Raw genomic sequence first — 19404 nt, 5'->3', positions numbered from 1 at the left:
ATAAAATGAACAGAATTTTAGTAGCCGCCTTGCTGGGTGCGACCTTGATATGTACCAGTGCTCTGCCAGCGAATGCAGCGTTCAATATAAAGCAGCAAGAGTCACATCACCACATAGTTGAGTTGCCCTTACTTTCTTTGAAGCAATTTAAAAAACTACGCAAACAACATTCTGTACTTGTTTTGGATACACGTTCGGGTGATGACTTCCTAAAAGGTTTTATTCCAGGGTCTGTCAATATCGGTTTTAAGGGGCCATTTGATACTTTTTTGGAACAGGTTATCCCTGATAAAAAACAAAAGCTCCTCATTGTTGCTGAGGATCAGGATCGTTTTACAGTGGCTGAGCGTTTATCGCAGTTGGGATATACCGGTGCTATGGGGGTATTGGATAGCGGGATAGATGGTTGGAAGAGACTGGAATCTACCGATTCAATCACAAATCTGAGTGCCGGAAAATTTGGAAAAAGATCAGGTTCAGGTCATATTGTGGATGTGAGGACAGTGAAAGAATTTGATAAAGGACATATTGACAATGCAATGAACATTCCGTTAATAGATTTCGCTAATTTTGGTAACACGCTAGAAAAAGATAATATGCCGCTCTATGTGCATTGCCAATCGGGATATCGTAGTGCGGTTGCGGTTTCTATTTTGCGTGCAAAGGGATTTAAAAATATATGCAATATTCAGGGTGGATATAAGGCATTGAAAGAGGAAATAAAGGAGAATTAAGTAATGGCAACTTTTGACCAGATTATTCAATCAAATTCGCTGGTTTTAGTGGATTTTTTTGCAACGTGGTGCGGTCCATGCCAAACAATGGCGCCGGTGTTACAGGAGGTAAAAGAATTTTATCAGGAGGATCTATCTATTATCAAAATAGATGTGGATAAAAATCCGAAAATAGCCTCCATTTATAAAGTGAGTGGGGTACCTACTTTTATCTTGTTTAAAAATGGACAACAGCTATGGCGTCAGAGTGGGATGATCCCAAAGATGGAATTGCATAAGTTGATCGACCAGGCAAAGTAAATCGATGGTAAAACAATAAGGCGTTCAATTTGATTGAACGCCTTATTGTTTTAATGATTCTCTGGCTTTAATAGGTAGTGTTATATGCACTAAATATTAAAATTCATCGTCATCATCGAAGTCATCTAATCCTTCAATTTCTGAGATTTCGAAATCATCGTTATCGAAATCATCATCATCGTCATCAGGTCCATTGAAAGACGCGAATTTTACTTCTTCAAGATCTTCGTTAGCTAATATTGCCGTGTTCATAAAATAATGCTTTATTGTTTTTTATTCAATGTTGTAAAATTAGAGAAGAAAACTATTTTTTAAAACTTTTTTTTAAAAAAATATCGCCCTTTATTTTTCTGTTAATCAATATGTTGAACTGTTTTTTGAAAATAAAAATTTATTTTATTTTATTTACTCATTTGTTTCACCAATTGCGTTATCTTCCGTAACGATATCTTTTAGTTGCGGAAGGTCGCGAACGCCGTTGATTCCAAAGTGATCCATAAATTGTTGGCTGGTTGCATACAGTAATGGTTTACCTATGGTATCTGCCTTTCCAGCTATTTTGATCAATTTCTTTTCCAGTAGTCTCTGAATAGAATAATCACAGCTGACCCCTCTGATCTGTTCGACCTCCAGCTTGGTAATTGGCTGCCTATAGGCGATGATGGCAAGTGTTTCTAAAGCCGATTGACTGAGCTTGCGTTTGTTGTTATGATTTTGTAATTGCTGTATCGCCTCATGATAGACCGCTTTGGTCAAAAACTGATACGAATTATTGATATACCGCAATTCCAATACATGATCTTCATCCTGATATTTGTCTTCTATCTTTTTAATCAATTCACGTAGCTCTTCTTTCGATACTTCAATAGCCAAAGCCTCCTGTAGAATCTGTTTGATGTCGGCAAGATCTATTCCTTCCGCAGAAGCAAAAATAATTGCTTCAATATTTCTAATGACGTCTTTCAATGTAGGGTATTAATAGTTAATGACCTGTTCGACCATATGAGCAGGCAGTTCTCTGAAATCATATTTTTGTGTTCTCAACTGTGGTTCAAAACCGGCTTCTAAAATAGCTTCCTGTATAGATCTGGAAGTAAACCTATGGGGCGCCCCCGCTGCCGAAACGACATTTTCTTCGATCATAATAGATCCAAAATCGTTTGCTCCAGCATGTAAACATAGCTGGGCAGTACGTTTTCCAACCGTAAGCCAAGAGGCCTGAATATTTTTGATATTCGGTAACATGATCCGGCTTAGTGCAATCATACGGATATATTCTTCACTGGTTACATCGTTGGTGATGCCGCGAAGTCTTTTTAATAATGTGCCATCATCCTGGAAAGGCCAGGGAATAAAGGCAATAAAACCATAAGAATCTTCGGGTTTTTCATCTTGCACTTCTCTGATCCATACCAGATGTTCGAAACGCTCTTCTATGGTTTCGATATGACCGAACATCATCGTGGCCGAAGTCGGCAAATTGATCTTATGCGCCGCACGCATTACATCAAGCCATTCCTTACCACCACATTTTCCTTTGGATATCAAACGTCGCACGCGATCATTAAGAATCTCAGCGCCGGCTCCAGGCAATGAATCCAGCCCCGCTTCTTTCAGCTGAGTCAGTACATCGATATGGCTCATATTTTCCAGTTTCGAAATATGGGCAATTTCCGGTGGACCGAGTGAGTGGAGTTTCAGTGTAGGGTAAAGTTCCTTTAACTGTTTGTATAGATTTTTATAGAATTCAATACCTAAATCAGGGTGGTGACCTCCTTGTAATAAAAGTTGATCGCCGCCATATTTAAAGGTCTCTTCGATCTTTTGTTTGTAACTCTCGATATCGGTGATGTAACTGTCTTCATGACCGGGGCGACGAAAAAAATTGCAGAACTTGCAGTTTGCAACACAAACATTCGTCGTATTTACATTTCTGTCGATCTGCCAGGTTACCTTGCCATGTGGTACTTGTATCTTGCGCAATTCATTGGCTACGAAAGTCAAATCAGCTGTAGGTGCATTGTGATATAAAAATACACCCTCTTCCTTGGAAAGGAACTCAAATCGGAGCGCCCGTTCTAATAAACTACTTACATTCATCAAAACAAATATAAGTACCTTTTAGCGTATTTAAATGTATTTGGCGAATATTTGACATTCATGCTTTATATACACTCAAAATAAATCACCCCAATTTGTCGAACTTTATTTTGTAACAAAAGTATTGATGGTAGGCTTAGTGTAGGAAATACAATAACCTGATTTATAGCTTTTTGCGATTTAAAGTGTAAATTTTCTTTTTTTTATATTTTTTATTCTTTACATTTATTTAACAGATTTTAACATTTCTGGAAAATAACCAAGCTGAAATTGAAAAATGATAACCAAAGTAGCTCATAGTCAGTAGCAACGCATGTTGTTTCTGGTAGGGCTAAACGACCAAAACTTAAAATAAACCAATACCAAAAATAGACAAACAAATAAATAAACATAAATTTTTTAAACCACCTATTTAAAATTATGATGAAAAAAACGGACAAAAATTGCTGTTTTGATCTCATATTGGGCCAAAAGTTCAATAAGAGGTTCTTGCTGATGAGTTCTCTTCTCATCGCAGGCGGAATGACTGCTCAGGTGTCTGCCAAAGGAGCTGTTGCTCATGGTCGAGTTGAAGTCGTTTCACTAGTGAAAACGAAAGGTTTACAGGAGATACCTATTAAGGGAGTAGTGAAAGATGCTGCGACAGGCCAGGTGATTACCGGGGTATCAGTTAAAATCAAAGGGACCAGTAAAGGAACATCAACCGATGCGGATGGGGCATTTACGATCCAGGGAAAGGTTGGTGATGTTTTGGTCGTTAGTTACATCGGTTACTCAAGCGCTGAAATTACCGTCTCAGGAAAGGCGGATTTGGCCATTTCATTAAATTCTACTGAAGGGGCATTAGAAGAGGTTGTGGTTACCGGTTATTCCGCTCAACGCAAGAAGGATCTGACAGGTGCTGTTGCGGTTGTTAGCGTAAAAGACCTTAAAACAACCCCCGCAGCCAGTGCTGTAGAATCTATGCAGGGACGGGCGACGGGCGTTCAGATTGTTGTGGATGGTGCACCGGGATCAACCCCACAGATTAAGATTCGGGGTTACAGTACGATCAACAATAATGAACCGCTTTATATTATAGATGGTGTTCCTTATGAAGGAAAATTAAGTTGGCTTAATCAAAGCGATATCGAATCCATGCAGGTGCTGAAAGATGCCTCAGCAGCCTCTATCTATGGTTCACGTGCAAATAATGGTGTGGTTATCATTACCACAAAGATCGGCAAGGAGGGAAAACCTCAATTTAACCTTGATTCTTACTATGGTGTACAAGTACCAAACAGCTCCCGTTTTCCAAAGATGTTGTCTCCGCAACAGACCTTGGATATCGAAAATTTATTAAACGGCGAAAGTAAAAAGTTGCCTGATTATCTTATAAACGGTCCGAAAGTAGGTGGGAAAGATGTGATTACAGATGCTGATATCGACATGTCGAAGTATAAATTTGACGCCAATAGCCGTGCTGACTTCTTTCAGATCACAAAAGCAAATAAGGCGGGTACAAACTGGTTTGATGCATTATCCCAAAATGCGCCCACACAATCTCATCAGTTAAGTGTGCTTGGCGGTGGAGAGAACGCTTCTTATGCCATTTCGGGAGGCTATCTGAAACAAAAGGGTACGATTATCCATACTGGCTTTGAAAAATATAATCTTCGCTCAAATACACGGTTTTCTGCATTCAATAACAAGTTGCGTTTTGGAGAAAATATGCAATATAGTTTCACAGAAGGTTTCGGGGTCGGGGTGAATACAAATACCGCAGGTGACTATATCGGTGAGGGAAGTGCCCTTGGTTTTGCTTATCGTATCCATAATATTATTCCAGTCTATGATATGGGCGGAAATTTCGCGGGATCTGTGGGTGGACAGTTTGGTAACGGTGAAAATCCTGTTGCTATTGCCTATCGCGCAAAGGATAATAAGAATAAGAGCAATATGTTCTTTGGAAATGTATTTGGGGAATATGATATCTTTTCCGGGCTAACATTCCGCAGTAGTTTTGGTATGAAGTATGAAAACTACAACGGTATATCCTATACATATCCGAATCCGGAATTTACAGAGGGAAGTTTTAACAATGGAATTAATGAATATTTTGGATTAAATAAAGAATGGACCTGGACAAATACCTTAAATTATAAAGCCACATTTAATGAAGATCACAGTTTGGCGATCTTAGCAGGTACCGAAGCTATCCAGAATAGAAATAGACAGATCAGGGGTAAAGGAAATGGATTCTTTACCATGTCGACCCTGGATTACCTTTATCTGGATGCGGCATCAACAGGCCGTGTGAGTGAAGGTGGTGGTTCTGTAGGTTCCTTATTCTCTATTTTTGGAAAAGTTGACTATTCATTCAAAGATCGTTATATCTTGAGTGCGACAGTACGTCGGGACGGTTCGTCCAATTTTGGATCGAACAACAAATATGGTACTTTTCCGGGAGCAAGTGCAGCCTGGCGTTTATCCCAAGAGGAATTTATGAAAGGTATATCTTGGCTTTCTGATCTGAAAATCCGGGCCGGCTATGGGGTTACGGGAAATCAACGTATTCCCGCCAACCAATACTTAGATCGTTATCAGGTCGCAATTAACTCCTCATCTTATCCGATCGACGGAAATCTGGCCTCAGGAATGTGGCATAATGCTTATCGCAACCCAGATGTTAAATGGGAGCAAGTCTCCGCGTTGAACCTTGGTTTGGACTTTACCTTATTGCAAGGTGATTTTGATGGATCCTTCGACTGGTATAATAAAAAAACCAAAGATATGTTGTACCTACTTCCTTTGCCGGCAGTTGCGGCAGGTCGTGCCGCATCACCGTATGTCAACATCGGTGATATGGAAAATAAAGGGATCGAACTGTCTTTAAATTATCATTATGGCAGACGTCAGGAGAGCGCCTTTACGCTGGATTTGTCAGGTACGATCTCACGGAATGTCAATAAGATTGTATCATTGGCCCCTTCTGTTAGCCAACAGGTCTATGGAAGTTTTAGAAGTATGGAAACCTCGATCCTTAAGCCAGGTGAAGCAATAGGTTCTTTCTATGGCTATAAGGTAATCGGAATCTATTCTGAGGCGGATATGGCCAACACATCGGTCGCGAAGTATGAAGATGGAAAATCCAGAGCGGGGGCACTCAAATATGAAGATGTTAATGGTGATGGAAAAATTGATGCCAATGACCGTACAATAATCGGCAGTCCTCATCCTGATTTTGTGTATTCATTAAATATCAATGCGGGGTACAAGAATTTTGATTTTATGGCTTATTTCTATGGATCAAAAGGAAATAAAAACTATGAAGCCACGCGTTATTTCACAGATTTCGGTGTATTTAGAGGACAAAAAAGTGAACGTGTACTGGATGCATGGGATGCGAAGAATAATCCTTCAAGTATGATACCATCGCAGGTGAACAATGCTTCGGCCTATGAATATGCGTCTTCAAGCTATTATGTGCAGGATGCTAGTTTTCTAAAGTTAAAGAATCTTCAGGTGGGATATAATTTTGATACCAACAAGGTATTTGGTAAAAATACCGGCATAACGAAATTAAGAGCCTATATAGGAGTCACAAATCTGTTTACCATTACGAAATATCAAGGGTTGGATCCGGAAGTCAGTGCGACACCGTCAACATATTCCGCATTGGGTGTTGACTTTGGGGTGTACCCGCAGGCTCGTCAGTACATGTTGGGTGTGAGTCTTGGATTTTAAGCATGGAATGAATTACGTTAAAATTTGATAGAAATGAAAAAAAGAAATATAATTACAGTTCTAGGTATATCATTGATGTTATTGGGCTCATGTGGTAAATCTTTTCTGGAAAGAGATCCGCAGGGCGAGCTTCCTGAAAGTCAGGTTGTCAATTCCAAAGGGATCGAAGGATCTTTAATAGGAGCTTACGGCATCATGAATGGAAATGTGAATGGAACCTGGGGAAATTACTCCTCTGCGCCGAGCCAATGGTTATTTGGTGAAGTAGGAGCCGATAATGCACATAAAGGCTCCGAAGCGACGGATCAGCCCAATATGAATATGATCGAATTCCATACGCCCAATAGCTCTAATGATAATCTGAGCACGATGTGGGAAGTGTATTATGAAGGGGTATCACGGGCAAATAATACACTACGCCTACTGAAGTTAGATCAGGCAGAAGGCAAAACAGTGCCTGAGGCGAGAGCCAAGGAAATTGAAGCCGAGGCAAAGGTGCTACGCGCACATTATTACTTCTTCCTGTGGCGGGTTTTCAAAAATTTGGCTTATGTAGACGAAAATACATCTGTTGATGATGCTAAGGTAAAACCAAATACAGACGATGTTGTCCCTAAAATTATTGATGACCTGAAATTTGGTATCGCTAACCTTCCCGAAACAAAAATAAATAAGCAGTCAGGGCGTATGGATAAACGCATTGCACAGGCCTATTTAGGTAAAGTGTATTTGTATCAAAAGAAATATGCGGAAGCATTGGTTTTATTTAAGGAGGTCATTGGCGGGAAGGATATTCGTACAATGCCATATCAAAATAATTTCGATGTGCTGACCAAAGATGGTCCTGAATCACTTTTAGTGGCAAAACACGCGATCAACCCCGACGGGAGTGGCGACAATGCCAATGTAGGCGATATGCTGTCCGGATTGAACGGAAATAATCCCGTTGGTTGTTGTGGATTTTATCAACCAACAATAGACTTGGTCAATGCTTATAAAGTTGATGCTAAAGGTTTGCCAATGTTCGATACCTATCGCAATAATCCCTATAAATCTGACTTTGGTTTATCTACAGCAGAGAAAGAAAAATACAAATTGGATGTTACCTTGCGTTTTGACCCTCGTTTGGATTATACGGTAGGTCGTAGAGGTGTACATTTCTATGATTATGGTGTAATGCCGGGAGATGCCTGGATCCGTGAAGTAGGTTCTGGAGGACCTTTTGTGGGTATCAAAACGATGATCCCAAAAAGTTTACATGGTGGCCATACAGCTGCGGGAGCAGCTTATATCACCGATCTAGATGTAAATATTATCCGCTTGGCTGACGTTATTCTGATGGCGGCCGAATGCCAGGTTGAACTGGGAGATCTGGATGGAGCACTGAAATCGGTCAATGCAATCCGAGAAAGAGCGGCTAGCTTACCGCCGAAACTGACGGGAGATAATGTTCCGGCTGCTGCATATGACGTGAAACCTTACCCATCTTTCCCGGATCAAAATTTTGCACGCAAAGCTGTCCGTTTTGAACGCCGTCTGGAATTAGCGATGGAAGGACATCGTTTTTATGATTTAGTAAGATGGGGCGAAGCCAAATCCGTTCTGGAGAGTTATGCTAATTTTGAAGGTGGTTTTATGGCTCGTTATAAAGGATTAAACTTTAAGGAACATAATGTATATCTGCCAATTCCACAGGCACAGATTGACCGAAGTGGTGGTGCTTTAAAGCAAAACCCCGGTTATTAATCGTTGATATAAAGACAGCAAAAGGAGGATGAATTTCCTCCTTTTGCCGTTTTAAATAGTTTGTATCTGAATTTTGGCAATAAGAGAAAAAGAGTTGTTGCTCTTTTTTGTATGTTTGAACTAATGAAAAATTTCTTGCGCACGATATTCCTGCTTTGGCTTATCCCATTTTCTACCCTTATTGTTAAGTCACAGGATTTTGAAGACGTCTATCGGATGCTTCAGGAATCCAAAATATTAAATGATCATTTCTACGGATTTTCACTGTATGATTTAAACGCAAATAAGTATGTACTGGATATCAATGGCAATAAACATTTTACACCAGCTTCGAATACCAAAATGTATACAACCTATGCTACACTGGAGCTGCTGGGAGATTCTATCCCAGGCCTGGAGTATGTCGAAAGGGGAGATTCCTTATTAATTTGGGGAACGGGAGACCCTACTTTCTTGCATAACAGACTCGATACCAGGGTGGTCTACAACTTTCTAAAACGGACGAACAAAACGATTTACGTTGTGCCGGGAACAATGAAAAATAAGTTCTATGCCCACGGTTGGGCAATAGAAGACTTCGAAGCATACTATCAGCCCGAAATCAGCACTTTTCCGATCTATGGCAATGTGGTCACTTTCCGTCAAAGAGGTTATAATCATTTAAATACTTCTCCTGGGGTTTTTCAGAAAGACCTAAATTTTCTACCTGAACCCAAAGTCGGCGATTTTGAGCTCTCACGCTCATTTCGAAGTAATGTTTTTTGGATGTCAAAACGACCAGTACCAAACGATTATGTCAATGAGGTGCCCTTTATTTATTCTGATAGTCTGTTTGTGAAGTTGCTGTCCGACACACTGGGCAAAAAAGTAAATCTGACGACCTATAAAAAGCCCAATGATACCAAGATATTATATTCCGGAGAAACCAAAAACCTTCTTCGGGAAATGATGCTGCCCAGCGATAATTTTATCGCTGAACAATTCTTAATGATGTGCTCATGGAAGCAGTTTGGTCAATTTGACACCTACTTGGTTCGGGACTGGATGAAAAATAAGGTTTATAAATTTTTTTCGAGCGAGGTGGCTATTTTTGATGGTTCGGGATTGTCTTCCTATAACAAAGTCACACCACAAAATAATGTTGACCTGCTGGTGCTCCTGAAAAATAAGATACCGGACGAGCGGGTACGTTTTCGACTGTTTCCCGCTGGTGGAGTGGATGGTACATTAAAAAGAACCTATAGTAAAGACCAGGGCGAAGCTTTTGTTTTTGCAAAAACAGGAACAATTACTTCTGTATATAACCAGAGCGGTTATCTAGTCACGAGGTCGGGAAGACGGCTCGCTTTCTCTTTTATGAACAATAATTATATCGACGATCGCGCAAGTGAAATTCGTAAAGAAATGGCTAAAATAATTACTTATATTCGTCAAACTTATTAAGCCAATTTAAATGGAAGCAATTGTAAAAAACAATAAAAAACTCATTCGCTCATGGGCGATGTTTGATTGGGCCAATTCCGCTTACAACCTTGTGATCACCTCAACCATATTCCCAGTATATTATACTGCAATTACTACGACAAAGGAACATGGTGATGTTGTTAATTTTTTTGGTTTGGAGATTGTCAATACTGCGCTTTCTAATTTTGCACTGGCTGTCGCTTATTTGTTGATGTCATTTTCTTTGCCCTTTATCTCATCCTATGCAGATGCAAAAGGCTTAAAGAAGCCGATCATGAAATTTTTTACCTATATGGGGGCAATTTCATGCATGTGCCTGTTTTTCTTTAAACTCGATACCCTGGAGATCGGTATTATCTGTTTTGCTTTGGCTGCAATGGGCTATATCGGGGGTGTGTTGTTCAATAACTCCTATTTACCACTGCTCGCGACCGTAGATCAACAGGACCGAGTGAGCGCCCAGGGATTTGCTTTTGGTTATATTGGTTGTGTTACTTTACAGATACTTTGTTTTATCGTGGTATTGAAACCTGACTGGTTTGGTATTACAGACCCCTCTTTACCTGCCCGCATATCGTTTTTGATGGTAGGACTCTGGTGGTTAGGGTTCTCCATGATTCCATTTAAATATTTACCTAAAATTGAAGCAACAGGTAATAATGTCGGCAAAAGTTTTGTACAGAATGTACGCGATGAGTTTAGTCATGTTATCCGGGAAATTAAAGGTATACCTGAGATAAAACAGTTTCTACCGGCCTTTTTCTTCTATGCCATCGGGGTGCAGACGCTAATGATCGTGGCCTCATCATTTGGAGAGAAAATACTCCATCTGGGCGCTGAGCGATTGATTGCGACAATTCTTTTAATTCAGCTTGTGGCGATCTTAGGGGCGTTTTTGATGTCGTACTTATCCAAGCTTTTTGGAAATATTAAGGTGCTGATCGTCGTTGTAATGATCTGGATCGCGATCTGTATCGCTGCATTCTACTTGGCTACAGCAATGCAGTTTTATATTATTGCCGCATTGGTCGGCTTGGTCATGGGCGGAATTCAATCTTTATCGAGGTCAACCTATTCCAAATTGATCCCAACGGATATCAAGGATACGACGGCTTTTTTCTCCTTTTATGATGTTACAGAAAAAGTGGCTATCGTCATTGGCTTGTTCTCCTTTGGCCTGATAGAACAGATCACACACAATATTCGCTATTCTGCACTGGTACTTTCTTTATTTTTTGTAATTGGATTGTTACTTTTAGTGCGGATATTAGTATCCAATAAATCTTAATTTTATTGATTGAATTAAATATGAAGGTAGAACTTTTTGTTCCTTGTTTTATAGATCAGCTTTATCCGGAAACGGCTTTTAACACGATTCGTTTACTGGAGAAGGTAGGTTGTGAGGTGAGTTATAATCCCAATCAGACCTGTTGTGGGCAACCGGCCTACAATGCTGGGTTTTGGGACGATGCGAAGCAGGTAGGAAAAAAGTTTTTAGAAGATTTTTCGGGAGATCACGTCATTATTTCTCCTTCGGCCTCCTGTACCGGTATGGTCAGAAACAGTTATAGCGACCTATTCGCAAATTCTGCAGATTCCCACCAATGTCATAAAATACAACAACAGGTCATGGAGATTTCCGATTTCTTGGTCAATGTATTGAAAAAGGATTATTTTGGTGCTGAATTGGAAGGCGTGGCTGTGTATCATGATTCTTGTTCAGCCCTGCGTGAGTGCAAGATCAAAGATGAACCGAGAAAGCTGCTCAGCAAAGTGCTGGGATTGGAAATGGTGGAAGTAAAAGATAGTGAAACCTGTTGCGGTTTTGGCGGAAGTTTTGCCGTTAAGTTTGAAGGGATATCTGCCGCTATGGCGGAACAAAAAGTCCGAAATGCCATGGCATTGAATGCTGACTATATAATTTCAACAGATTCGTCCTGTTTGTTGCAGCTGCAGGCATATATTGATAAACATAAATTACCCATCCAGACCATGCATCTCGTGGATGTACTGACTACCGGATGGGGAAATATATAAATAACACACTTTAAATCTAAACACATGAATTCTAGAAGAGATTTTCTTAAAAACCTTGCATTAGCTTCTGCTGGTGTAGCATTGGCGCCATCGTTGGAGAGCTTTGCTGTAGCAAAGAAAGACTGGTTTGACATTTCCCTGGCTGAATGGTCATTGCACAAAACTTTGTTTAAAGGTGATCTGAACAATTTGGATTTCCCTGTTGTAGCTGCTAAAAAATATGGTATCTATGGCGTGGAATATGTAAATCAATTCTTTAAAGATAAGGCTAATGATAACAATTACCTGACTGAATTGAACATGCGTGCAAAAGATAATGGTGTAAGGAATGTGTTAATTATGGTTGATGGTGAAGGAAATCTTGGTGACGAAGATGAGACCAAAAGAAAACAGGCTGTACAGAACCACTACAAATGGATTTCAGCAGCCAACTTTTTGGGTTGTCATGCCATCCGCGTAAACGCAGCTGGTAAAGGTACACCTGATGAAGTAAGCAAACGTGTTGTTGAGAGTTTAACTACGCTGTCGGATATCGGAAAGAAAGCAGGTATCAGTATTATCGTTGAAAATCATGGTGGTATTTCCTCGCATGGTGACTGGTTGGCTAAAACCCTGAAAGCTGTAGGAAGCAAATATTGTGGAAGCTTACCTGATTTGGGTAATTTCTATGAATATGACCGTTATCAGGGGGTAACAGATCTGATGCCTTATGCGCATGGTGTAAGTGCCAAAACACATGATTTTGATGCGAATGGTAATGAAACCCAGATTGACTACGAACGCATGTTAAAAATCGTGAAAAAGGCGAAATTCAAAGGTTATGTTGGGATTGAATACGAAGGAAGTAAACTGAGTGAAGAGGAAGGAATCTTCGCAACTAAAAAATTATTGGAGCGCTTGCGTCCCTTGATCTAATATAATGAGGATATAAACAAAGTTCTTTTCATGCTATTGGGAAGAACTTTGTTTTTAACCGAGAATTTAATCGATAGGCGATATCCTATTGAGGTAAATCTAAATTTTGTCCATATTATTTTGTCAACCGATTTGATTGCAGTATCTACGTTATCGAACTATGAACATAGGACGATCGGGTCTGGATAAACAATGGATAAATTGAAATCACACTACCTGATATTGAAAAATAACGATTAGAAAAACATGAATTTTGAAAAAGATGCTGTTCTGGAAGCTCACTTAAACCAGGTGGGCGCTGAACGAGTATTGGTGAAAGGGCATCCCGCTGGCTTATTTGTCTTGTTTTTTACCGAGATGTGGGAACGCTTTAGTTACTATGGCATGCGTGCATTATTGGTAAACTTCTTGGTTTCGACAATTGCGCAGCATGGCTGGGGCTGGACAAATTCGGAGGCGATGAAGTTGTACGGGCTTTATACGGGGATGGTCTTTTTGACACCTTTATTCGGCGGAATTATTGCAGATCGTTTGACAGGCTATAAAAAGTCCATTATGGTGGGAGCTATCATTATGACCCTAGGCCATATTGCTATGGCTATGGAGGGATTCAATAAAAACTTCTTTCTTGGGGGACTGGTGCTTATTGTTCTGGGAAATGGCCTGTTTAAACCCAATATCTCTTCGATGGTGGGGAAACTATACCCCGATAAAGGCGGTAAAAAAGATGCTGGATATACGATTTTTTACATGGGGATCAACGGTGGAGCCTTCTTGGGAATGATGTTATGTGGTTACATCGGTGAGAAAATCGGATGGCACTATGGTTTTGGACTTGCGGGTATATTTATGTTTTTAGGGATGTTGCAATTTTATTTTGCCCAACGCATCTTCGGAAAAATAGGCAATACACCAGAAAAGGAAAATATAGTTTTGGCGGAGCGGGGACAGGAAGACGAACATCCAAAGCATATCGTTCGTGACAGGCTATTGGTTATCGCGATCTTTATGTTTTCAAGTATTGTATTCCATTTGGCTTTTGAGCAGGCTGGAGGTTCGATGACCATATTTGCTAAAAACTATACCCAACGCGTATTAAGCGGCGAGGCTGCGACCATTTTCAAATGGGCAGATTCTGCGTTAACGATTGTGCCTATTGTTGTGATTACCGCCGTGTTATTTGTCTTGGCGAAAAAAATAGTCCGAAAGTATCCTATGATCATACTCTGCTCCAGTATCTCATTTGTGATGATCTGGTCTTTGTGTTTATGGAAGGTTTACCGCGAATATCATGGTATGAATTCGGAAGTGACCGTTTCTTGGTTCCCAATGCTCAATTCGTTCTTTATCATTACACTGGCCACTTCTTTCAGCAAGATCTGGGAGCGTGTATGGAATCCTTCCGGGCCGATTAAGTTTGCGATGGGCCTAACGTTGGTTGGTGTTGGCTTTGCCGCCCTGGCAATAGGGAGTGCTGAGATTCCAACGGGAGCAAAGACCGCTTCGGTCAGTATGATCTGGTTGGTTTTAGCTTACTTTTTCCATACGGTGGGAGAGTTGTGTATTGGTCCGGTAGGTTTATCGTATGTGAGTAAATTGTCGCCAAAGAAATTCCTGGGCCTGCTATTTGGCTTTTGGTTTTGTGCCAATGCCATCGCTAACTTTATTGGTGGATTTATTGGCTCTTATATAGATAGGATTACCGAATCACATTCCATGTCATTTTTCTTTGCCGTGTTTACGATCATACCTATGATAGCGGCTGTATTCCTACTGCTGGGAAATAAAAAAATAAAAAAGATGATGCATGGTATTGACTAATTCATAGAAAAATAGTGTATCTTCAAGCGATTTTTATCAAATTAAAAACAAAACCTGAGTTATAAAACAATTATTGAAATTATATGAATCAAGAAAAAGATCAAGTTCTTGTAGCACATCTGGCCAAGCAGGGGATAGATGACAAGATGGTAAATGGGCATCCTGCCGGATTATTTGTGCTATTCTTTACTGAGATGTGGGAGCGTTTCAGCTATTACGGTATGCGTGCGTTACTGACGTTGTTCTTAATCAGTACGATCGCTGACGGCGGCTGGGAATGGAGCAATGAACGCGCCATGAAATTATATGGCGCATATACAGGTTTTGTTTATTTGACTCCGTTGATCGGTGGTATGATTGCGGATAAGTTAACCGGTTTTAAAAAGGCTATTCTGATCGGTGCATTGATTATGACACTAGGTCACTTATCTATGGCATTTGAGGCTGTCAATTCAGGCTTCTTCTTCTTAGGTCTGCTTTTGATGATCTTGGGAAATGGAATGTTTAAACCGAATATTTCTTCTATGGTTGGAAACTTATACCCAGATAAAAGTGCGAAGAAAGATGCTGGTTATACCATTTTCTATATGGGTATTAATGCCGGCTCATTTCTGGGGATGCTTTTGTGCGGTTATATTGGCGAGAAGATCGGTTGGCATTATGGCTTTGGGCTAGCGGGAGTTTTTATGTTTTTTGGGATGTTACAATTCTATTTTGGTCAAAAAATATTTGGAATTATTGGCGATACACCCAAGGCTCTACAGGCGCATCACGACGCAAAGGTTAAAAATAATGAGGAAGTTGATGAGATTATCCCTAGAAATGTTGTAAGAGACCGTCTTGTTGTCGTTACAATATTCATGCTCGCTAGTATCGTATTCTTTTTGTCTTTTGAGCAGGCAGGAGGGTCCATGTCTATTTTTGCCAAAGATTATACACAACGCGTGTTATCGGGAGATTCAGCTGTTGCCTTTAAATGGATAGATACAATATTAACGATCGCTCCCATTATCATAGTAACCATTGTATTGACTGCGCTTGCGAGAAAGATTTACAAACAATTTCCTTTGACCATTTTGTTCACAGCGATTTCCTTTGGAATTATTTGGGGCTTGGGCTTGTGGAAAGTGTTTCGTGAGATTGGTATAACCGGTTCCGAAGTTGGCGCTTCTTGGTTCCAGATATTGAATGCATTTTTTATTATTTCGTTGGCCTCATCCTTCAGCAAATTCTGGGAAAAAATCTGGAATCCTTCTGGACCGGTAAAATTTGCTTTGGGCCTGATCTTGGTCGGTATTGGCTTCGCCGCGCTGGCTTATGGCGCAAGTGATATCCCACAGGGGGCGAAAACTGCCTCAGTTAGCATGATCTGGCTTGTTATCGCCTATTTTTTCCATTCAGCTGGAGAACTTTGTCTATCTCCGGTAGGACTTTCCTATGTCAGTAAACTCTCTCCAAAGAAGTTTTTAGGTTTACTTTTTGGCTGCTGGTTTTGTGCTTCAGCTATCGCTAATTTCATTGGTGGATTTTTAGGTTCGTACATCGATAAAATTACAGCAGAGCACTCGATGGCTTATTTCTTTATGATTTTTGCCATTGTTCCAGGTGTGACCGCGCTATTACTGATTGTTTTCAATCCGATTTTGAAAAAGATGATGCATGGCATCAATTAGATAGACTCATAAAAATAGTTTACACAAAGGGCCGATCAGTACTGATCGGCCCTTTGTGTATTAAATGAAATCGGATAGCATCCTTTTTATTCCTCTATTTTTAATAAAAGCTTGTCGATACGATTGCCATCCATATCCAATACTTCAAAAATCATGTTTTTGAAACGTACACGTTCGCCCTCCTCTGGGACGTGGTCTAAGAGTAAGAAAACCAATCCGCCTACAGTCGTGACATTGTTGATGTCGTCCTCGTCCTCCTCGGAAAGACCTATTTCAAATTCATCCAGAAGATCCTCGATCTGATACTGCCCATCTACGACATAATCGCCACTTTCGAGCTGACGGATTGTTGGACGTACGCTGATATCGCTTTCGGTAATATTGCCAACTAAATCGCCGACAATATCGCGCAGGGTGATAATGCCCTGAGGGGAGCCGTATTCGTCGATGACAACCGCCTGGTGTACCTGAGATGTTCGCAATGTATTCATAATGCTATAAGAAGAGCTGAATTCATTGACAAATTTGATCGGAAGCAGGAGTTTCCGAAGGTCAAAGGGTTTGTTTTCAAAACATTGTCTGAGCAAGGATTTAACATGGACGACGCCTTTGATATTGTCGAGCCCACCTTCGCAGACGGGGTAAATGGAATGATCATTGTCCAGGATAATCTGCCTGTTTTCCTCAAAACTGTCTTCCAGATCCAGAAATACAATATTCTTGCGGTGGGTCATTAGATTGATGGCTTTCTTGTCTCCCAGACTGAGGAGACGATCCACGATATCATGTTCAATACCTTCAATCACACCACTATCTACCCCCTCGTCCACCAATGCCTTGATCTCTTCTTCGGTTACACTATTTCCCGTGCTTTTGATATTGAGCAGCTTGACAATAAATTCTGTAGAAGCACTCAATAGCCAGACAAACGGCCTGACAATTTTGCTGAGTAAATTCATCGGGTAAGCAATGAGCATGGCATATTTTTCGGGAATAGCCATTCCGATGCGTTTTGGCACCAGTTCGCCGAGAACCAACGAGAAATAAGTTATGATGAATACCACCAAAATGACTGCCAACTGTTGGCTATAAGGTGCGAGTAAACTCGATTGATTAAAAATCTCAATCAGATAGGTTGAAATGCTGCCGCCTGAAAAGAAACCTGTTAAGATGCCAATTAGAGTGATGCCTATCTGTACGGTTGATAGGAAACTATTGGGTGATTCTTTGAGATGTAACGCAATCTTGGCGGCAGGATTGTCCTTGTCGCTCTCCGCCTGTAAGCGGGCTTTTCTACTGGAAACGATTGAAATTTCGGAAGCAGAAAGGATTCCATTTAAGATAATGAGTACTAAGATTATAATTGCTTCGGTGAGCATAATGTTATGGAAAAATTGTTTGTGAAAGCTAATTTAAGAAAAAGGCGGCCTAAATGGTAGAACTATTGGGATTATATTAAATAGCCTAACGAAAAAAGCTGTATCTTTTCGGGATACAGCTTCTTTGGTTTATACTTTTTTTATGATTACATGCCGCTATCGTCAAGCATGAAGGTGTTTTTCTTTGTTTTCCATTTTCCTTTTGTGAAATCCGGGAACTCTAAAGTTTTATTACCTTTTTTGATCGATTCTGTAGAAAGTGGGAATACCGCACTCATCGTTACTGAATCATAAACGTCAATTGGCGTTTGAACTTTTTGTTTTACAGCTTGGATAAATGCATTGAATACAAACCAGTCCATACCACCGTGGCCTGAACCTGTCGCTAATTCTTCGTATTTTTTCCAGATCGGGTGATCATATTTTTTAACCCATTCGTCTGCTGGATCCCAGGTATGCGGTTTTGATTTTCCTTCGATGTGGATCCCTTTAGCGACATCCATCCAAATACCTTCCGTTCCCTGTACACGGAAACCGATGGAATAGGGTCTTGGTAAATGCGTGTCGTGTGTTAACAACATGGTTTCACCATTTGCACATTGTAGCATCGTTTGAGTGATATCCCCGTTTTTATAGTTTAGCTTACTGTTTGGGTGTCCGGGCGATACTTTGTTAACATAAGCCGCTAGACCACGCGCCTTACTTGAGTAAGATGTAATATGCGTAAATCTATTGCCCTTGTTGATATCAACAAACTGCATGATAGGTCCTAAACCGTGTGTCGGATAAAGGTCACCATCTTGGTCAATGTTGAACTGTGTACGCCATTGCGCCTCAGAAAGTGCCTTAGGTCCGTATTCAACGCCATGGCCATAATAACTCTTACCATCATTGAATAAAACTTCACGTAAATCATGTTGATAACCACCTTCAAGATGTAACAATTCACCGAATAAACCTTGTCTGTGCATATTTAGTACCGCAAGTACATCACGACGGAAAGCAACATTTTCCAATGTCATGTAAGGTTTTCCGGTTTCTTCAGAAGCTTTTACGACATCCCAGTGATCTTGTACGGTTAAGCCAGCGATAACTTCACAACCTACATATAAACCTGCTTTCATGGCATCAATAGCTTGGTCTTTGTGAAATTGCCAAGGTGTTGCAATGATAACTGCATCTAATTTTTCGCTGCTTAACATTTTTTTGTAAGCATCGACGCCTCCTGTATACTCTTTTGGAAGTTTGGTGCCTTTCGCATTGAACTGTTTACGGCATTGTGCAAGAGATTCTTCTTGTGTATCACATACGGCCACAATTTCTAGATCGTCTCTGTTTAAGGCGATCTGAACGTGATTCCGTCCACGAAGACCTACCCCGATAAAGCCGATTTTGATTTTCCCGTTTGTTTGGGCGAATAAGTCAGTACTTGAAAGAACGCCGAGTCCAGCGGTAGTGATGGCAGTTGACTTAATGAAATTTCTTCTATCCATTGTTTTGAGATATGAG

Annotated in this window: 15 protein-coding genes; 10 read left to right on the top strand and 5 right to left on the bottom strand. The window is 40.4% G+C overall.

Translation table 11 applies throughout. The features are described 5' to 3' along the window. Positions 1-5: 5 nt before the first annotated feature. A complete protein-coding gene (locus BWD42_RS16440; protein ID WP_077437494.1) occupies positions 6-734 on the top strand; it encodes a rhodanese-like domain-containing protein in 729 nt (242 codons plus the stop codon). Between the two features lie 3 nt (positions 735-737). Then, entirely contained in the window at positions 738-1034 is a 297-nt protein-coding gene (gene trxA, locus BWD42_RS16435) for a thioredoxin (RefSeq protein WP_077437493.1), read from the top strand. Positions 1035-1130: 96 nt separating this feature from the next. On the opposite strand, the gene BWD42_RS24780 is transcribed toward trxA, so the two are convergent. From BWD42_RS24780 to mqnC, 3 genes are all read right to left on the bottom strand, one after another. After that, the gene (locus BWD42_RS24780; protein WP_175992081.1) at positions 1131-1286 is read right to left on the bottom strand and encodes a hypothetical protein; all 156 of its coding nucleotides are present in this window, start codon (positions 1284-1286) and stop codon (positions 1131-1133) included. Positions 1287-1439: 153 nt separating this feature from the next. Continuing rightward, complete coding sequence (gene scpB, locus BWD42_RS16430) at positions 1440-2000, bottom strand: SMC-Scp complex subunit ScpB (protein ID WP_077437492.1); 561 nt, start codon at positions 1998-2000, stop codon at positions 1440-1442. A gap of 9 nt (positions 2001-2009) precedes the next feature. After that, positions 2010-3134 carry a cyclic dehypoxanthinyl futalosine synthase gene (mqnC, locus tag BWD42_RS16425; RefSeq protein ID WP_077437491.1) on the bottom strand — a complete coding sequence of 375 codons (1125 nt, stop codon included), beginning with the start codon at positions 3132-3134 and terminating at the stop codon, positions 2010-2012. Positions 3135-3554: 420 nt separating this feature from the next. Here mqnC and BWD42_RS16420 point away from each other — a divergent pair, with 420 nt between their 5' ends. The 8 genes from BWD42_RS16420 to BWD42_RS16385 all read left to right on the top strand — a co-directional run bounded on the left by BWD42_RS16420 (position 3555) and on the right by BWD42_RS16385 (position 16516). Beyond that, positions 3555-6860: a SusC/RagA family TonB-linked outer membrane protein gene (locus BWD42_RS16420; RefSeq protein WP_254846255.1), complete on the top strand. Its 3306-nt coding sequence runs from the start codon at positions 3555-3557 to the stop codon at positions 6858-6860. A gap of 33 nt (positions 6861-6893) precedes the next feature. Next, positions 6894-8606, top strand: coding sequence for a RagB/SusD family nutrient uptake outer membrane protein (locus tag BWD42_RS16415; RefSeq protein WP_077437490.1), 1713 nt, complete (start codon positions 6894-6896; stop codon positions 8604-8606). 123 nt (positions 8607-8729) lie between these two features. Beyond that, positions 8730-10049 (top strand): D-alanyl-D-alanine carboxypeptidase, encoded by a 1320-nt coding sequence (locus BWD42_RS16410; RefSeq protein ID WP_254846254.1) that lies wholly within the window; start codon positions 8730-8732, stop codon positions 10047-10049. A gap of 10 nt (positions 10050-10059) precedes the next feature. After that, positions 10060-11358, top strand: a complete 1299-nt coding sequence (locus BWD42_RS16405) for an MFS transporter (protein WP_077437488.1) — start codon at positions 10060-10062, stop codon at positions 11356-11358. A 20-nt stretch (positions 11359-11378) separates the two neighbouring features. Continuing rightward, a complete protein-coding gene (locus BWD42_RS16400) occupies positions 11379-12107 on the top strand; it encodes a (Fe-S)-binding protein (protein ID WP_077437487.1) in 729 nt (242 codons plus the stop codon). A 24-nt stretch (positions 12108-12131) separates the two neighbouring features. Then, positions 12132-13022 (top strand): TIM barrel protein, encoded by an 891-nt coding sequence (locus BWD42_RS16395; protein ID WP_077437486.1) that lies wholly within the window; start codon positions 12132-12134, stop codon positions 13020-13022. A 246-nt stretch (positions 13023-13268) separates the two neighbouring features. After that, on the top strand, positions 13269-14843 hold the full coding sequence (locus tag BWD42_RS16390) for a peptide MFS transporter (RefSeq protein WP_077437485.1): 1575 nt from the start codon (positions 13269-13271) through the stop codon (positions 14841-14843). Between the two features lie 83 nt (positions 14844-14926). After that, positions 14927-16516, top strand: a complete 1590-nt coding sequence (locus BWD42_RS16385; protein ID WP_077437484.1) for a peptide MFS transporter — start codon at positions 14927-14929, stop codon at positions 16514-16516. Positions 16517-16602: 86 nt separating this feature from the next. Here the strand turns inward: BWD42_RS16385 and BWD42_RS16380 are convergent, their stop codons facing one another. Next, positions 16603-17895: a hemolysin family protein gene (locus tag BWD42_RS16380; RefSeq protein WP_077437483.1), complete on the bottom strand. Its 1293-nt coding sequence runs from the start codon at positions 17893-17895 to the stop codon at positions 16603-16605. A 146-nt stretch (positions 17896-18041) separates the two neighbouring features. Further along, complete coding sequence (locus BWD42_RS16375) at positions 18042-19388, bottom strand: Gfo/Idh/MocA family protein (RefSeq protein ID WP_077437482.1); 1347 nt, start codon at positions 19386-19388, stop codon at positions 18042-18044. Between the last annotated feature and the right edge of the window lie 16 nt (positions 19389-19404).

The sequence above is a fragment of the Sphingobacterium sp. CZ-UAM genome (assembly GCF_002000245.1).
In the GTDB taxonomy this organism is placed as follows: domain Bacteria; phylum Bacteroidota; class Bacteroidia; order Sphingobacteriales; family Sphingobacteriaceae; genus Sphingobacterium.
Note: the sequence above shows the minus strand (reverse complement) of the source record. Positions and strands in the feature narration are given on the sequence as shown.

Coding starts and splice junctions, on each gene's coding strand:
- mqnC (WP_077437491.1), bottom strand. CDS start 3,134: ATGAATGTAAGTAGTTTATTAGAACGGGCGCTCCGATTTGAGTTCCTT.
- BWD42_RS16375 (WP_077437482.1), bottom strand. CDS start 19,388: ATGGATAGAAGAAATTTCATTAAGTCAACTGCCATCACTACCGCTGGA.
- BWD42_RS16380 (WP_077437483.1), bottom strand. CDS start 17,895: ATGCTCACCGAAGCAATTATAATCTTAGTACTCATTATCTTAAATGGA.
- BWD42_RS16395 (WP_077437486.1), top strand. CDS start 12,132: ATGAATTCTAGAAGAGATTTTCTTAAAAACCTTGCATTAGCTTCTGCT.
- BWD42_RS16390 (WP_077437485.1), top strand. CDS start 13,269: ATGAATTTTGAAAAAGATGCTGTTCTGGAAGCTCACTTAAACCAGGTG.
- BWD42_RS16415 (WP_077437490.1), top strand. CDS start 6,894: ATGAAAAAAAGAAATATAATTACAGTTCTAGGTATATCATTGATGTTA.
- BWD42_RS16440 (WP_077437494.1), top strand. CDS start 6: ATGAACAGAATTTTAGTAGCCGCCTTGCTGGGTGCGACCTTGATATGT.
- BWD42_RS16405 (WP_077437488.1), top strand. CDS start 10,060: ATGGAAGCAATTGTAAAAAACAATAAAAAACTCATTCGCTCATGGGCG.
- trxA (WP_077437493.1), top strand. CDS start 738: ATGGCAACTTTTGACCAGATTATTCAATCAAATTCGCTGGTTTTAGTG.
- BWD42_RS24780 (WP_175992081.1), bottom strand. CDS start 1,286: ATGAACACGGCAATATTAGCTAACGAAGATCTTGAAGAAGTAAAATTC.
- BWD42_RS16410 (WP_254846254.1), top strand. CDS start 8,730: ATGAAAAATTTCTTGCGCACGATATTCCTGCTTTGGCTTATCCCATTT.
- BWD42_RS16385 (WP_077437484.1), top strand. CDS start 14,927: ATGAATCAAGAAAAAGATCAAGTTCTTGTAGCACATCTGGCCAAGCAG.
- BWD42_RS16400 (WP_077437487.1), top strand. CDS start 11,379: ATGAAGGTAGAACTTTTTGTTCCTTGTTTTATAGATCAGCTTTATCCG.
- BWD42_RS16420 (WP_254846255.1), top strand. CDS start 3,555: ATGATGAAAAAAACGGACAAAAATTGCTGTTTTGATCTCATATTGGGC.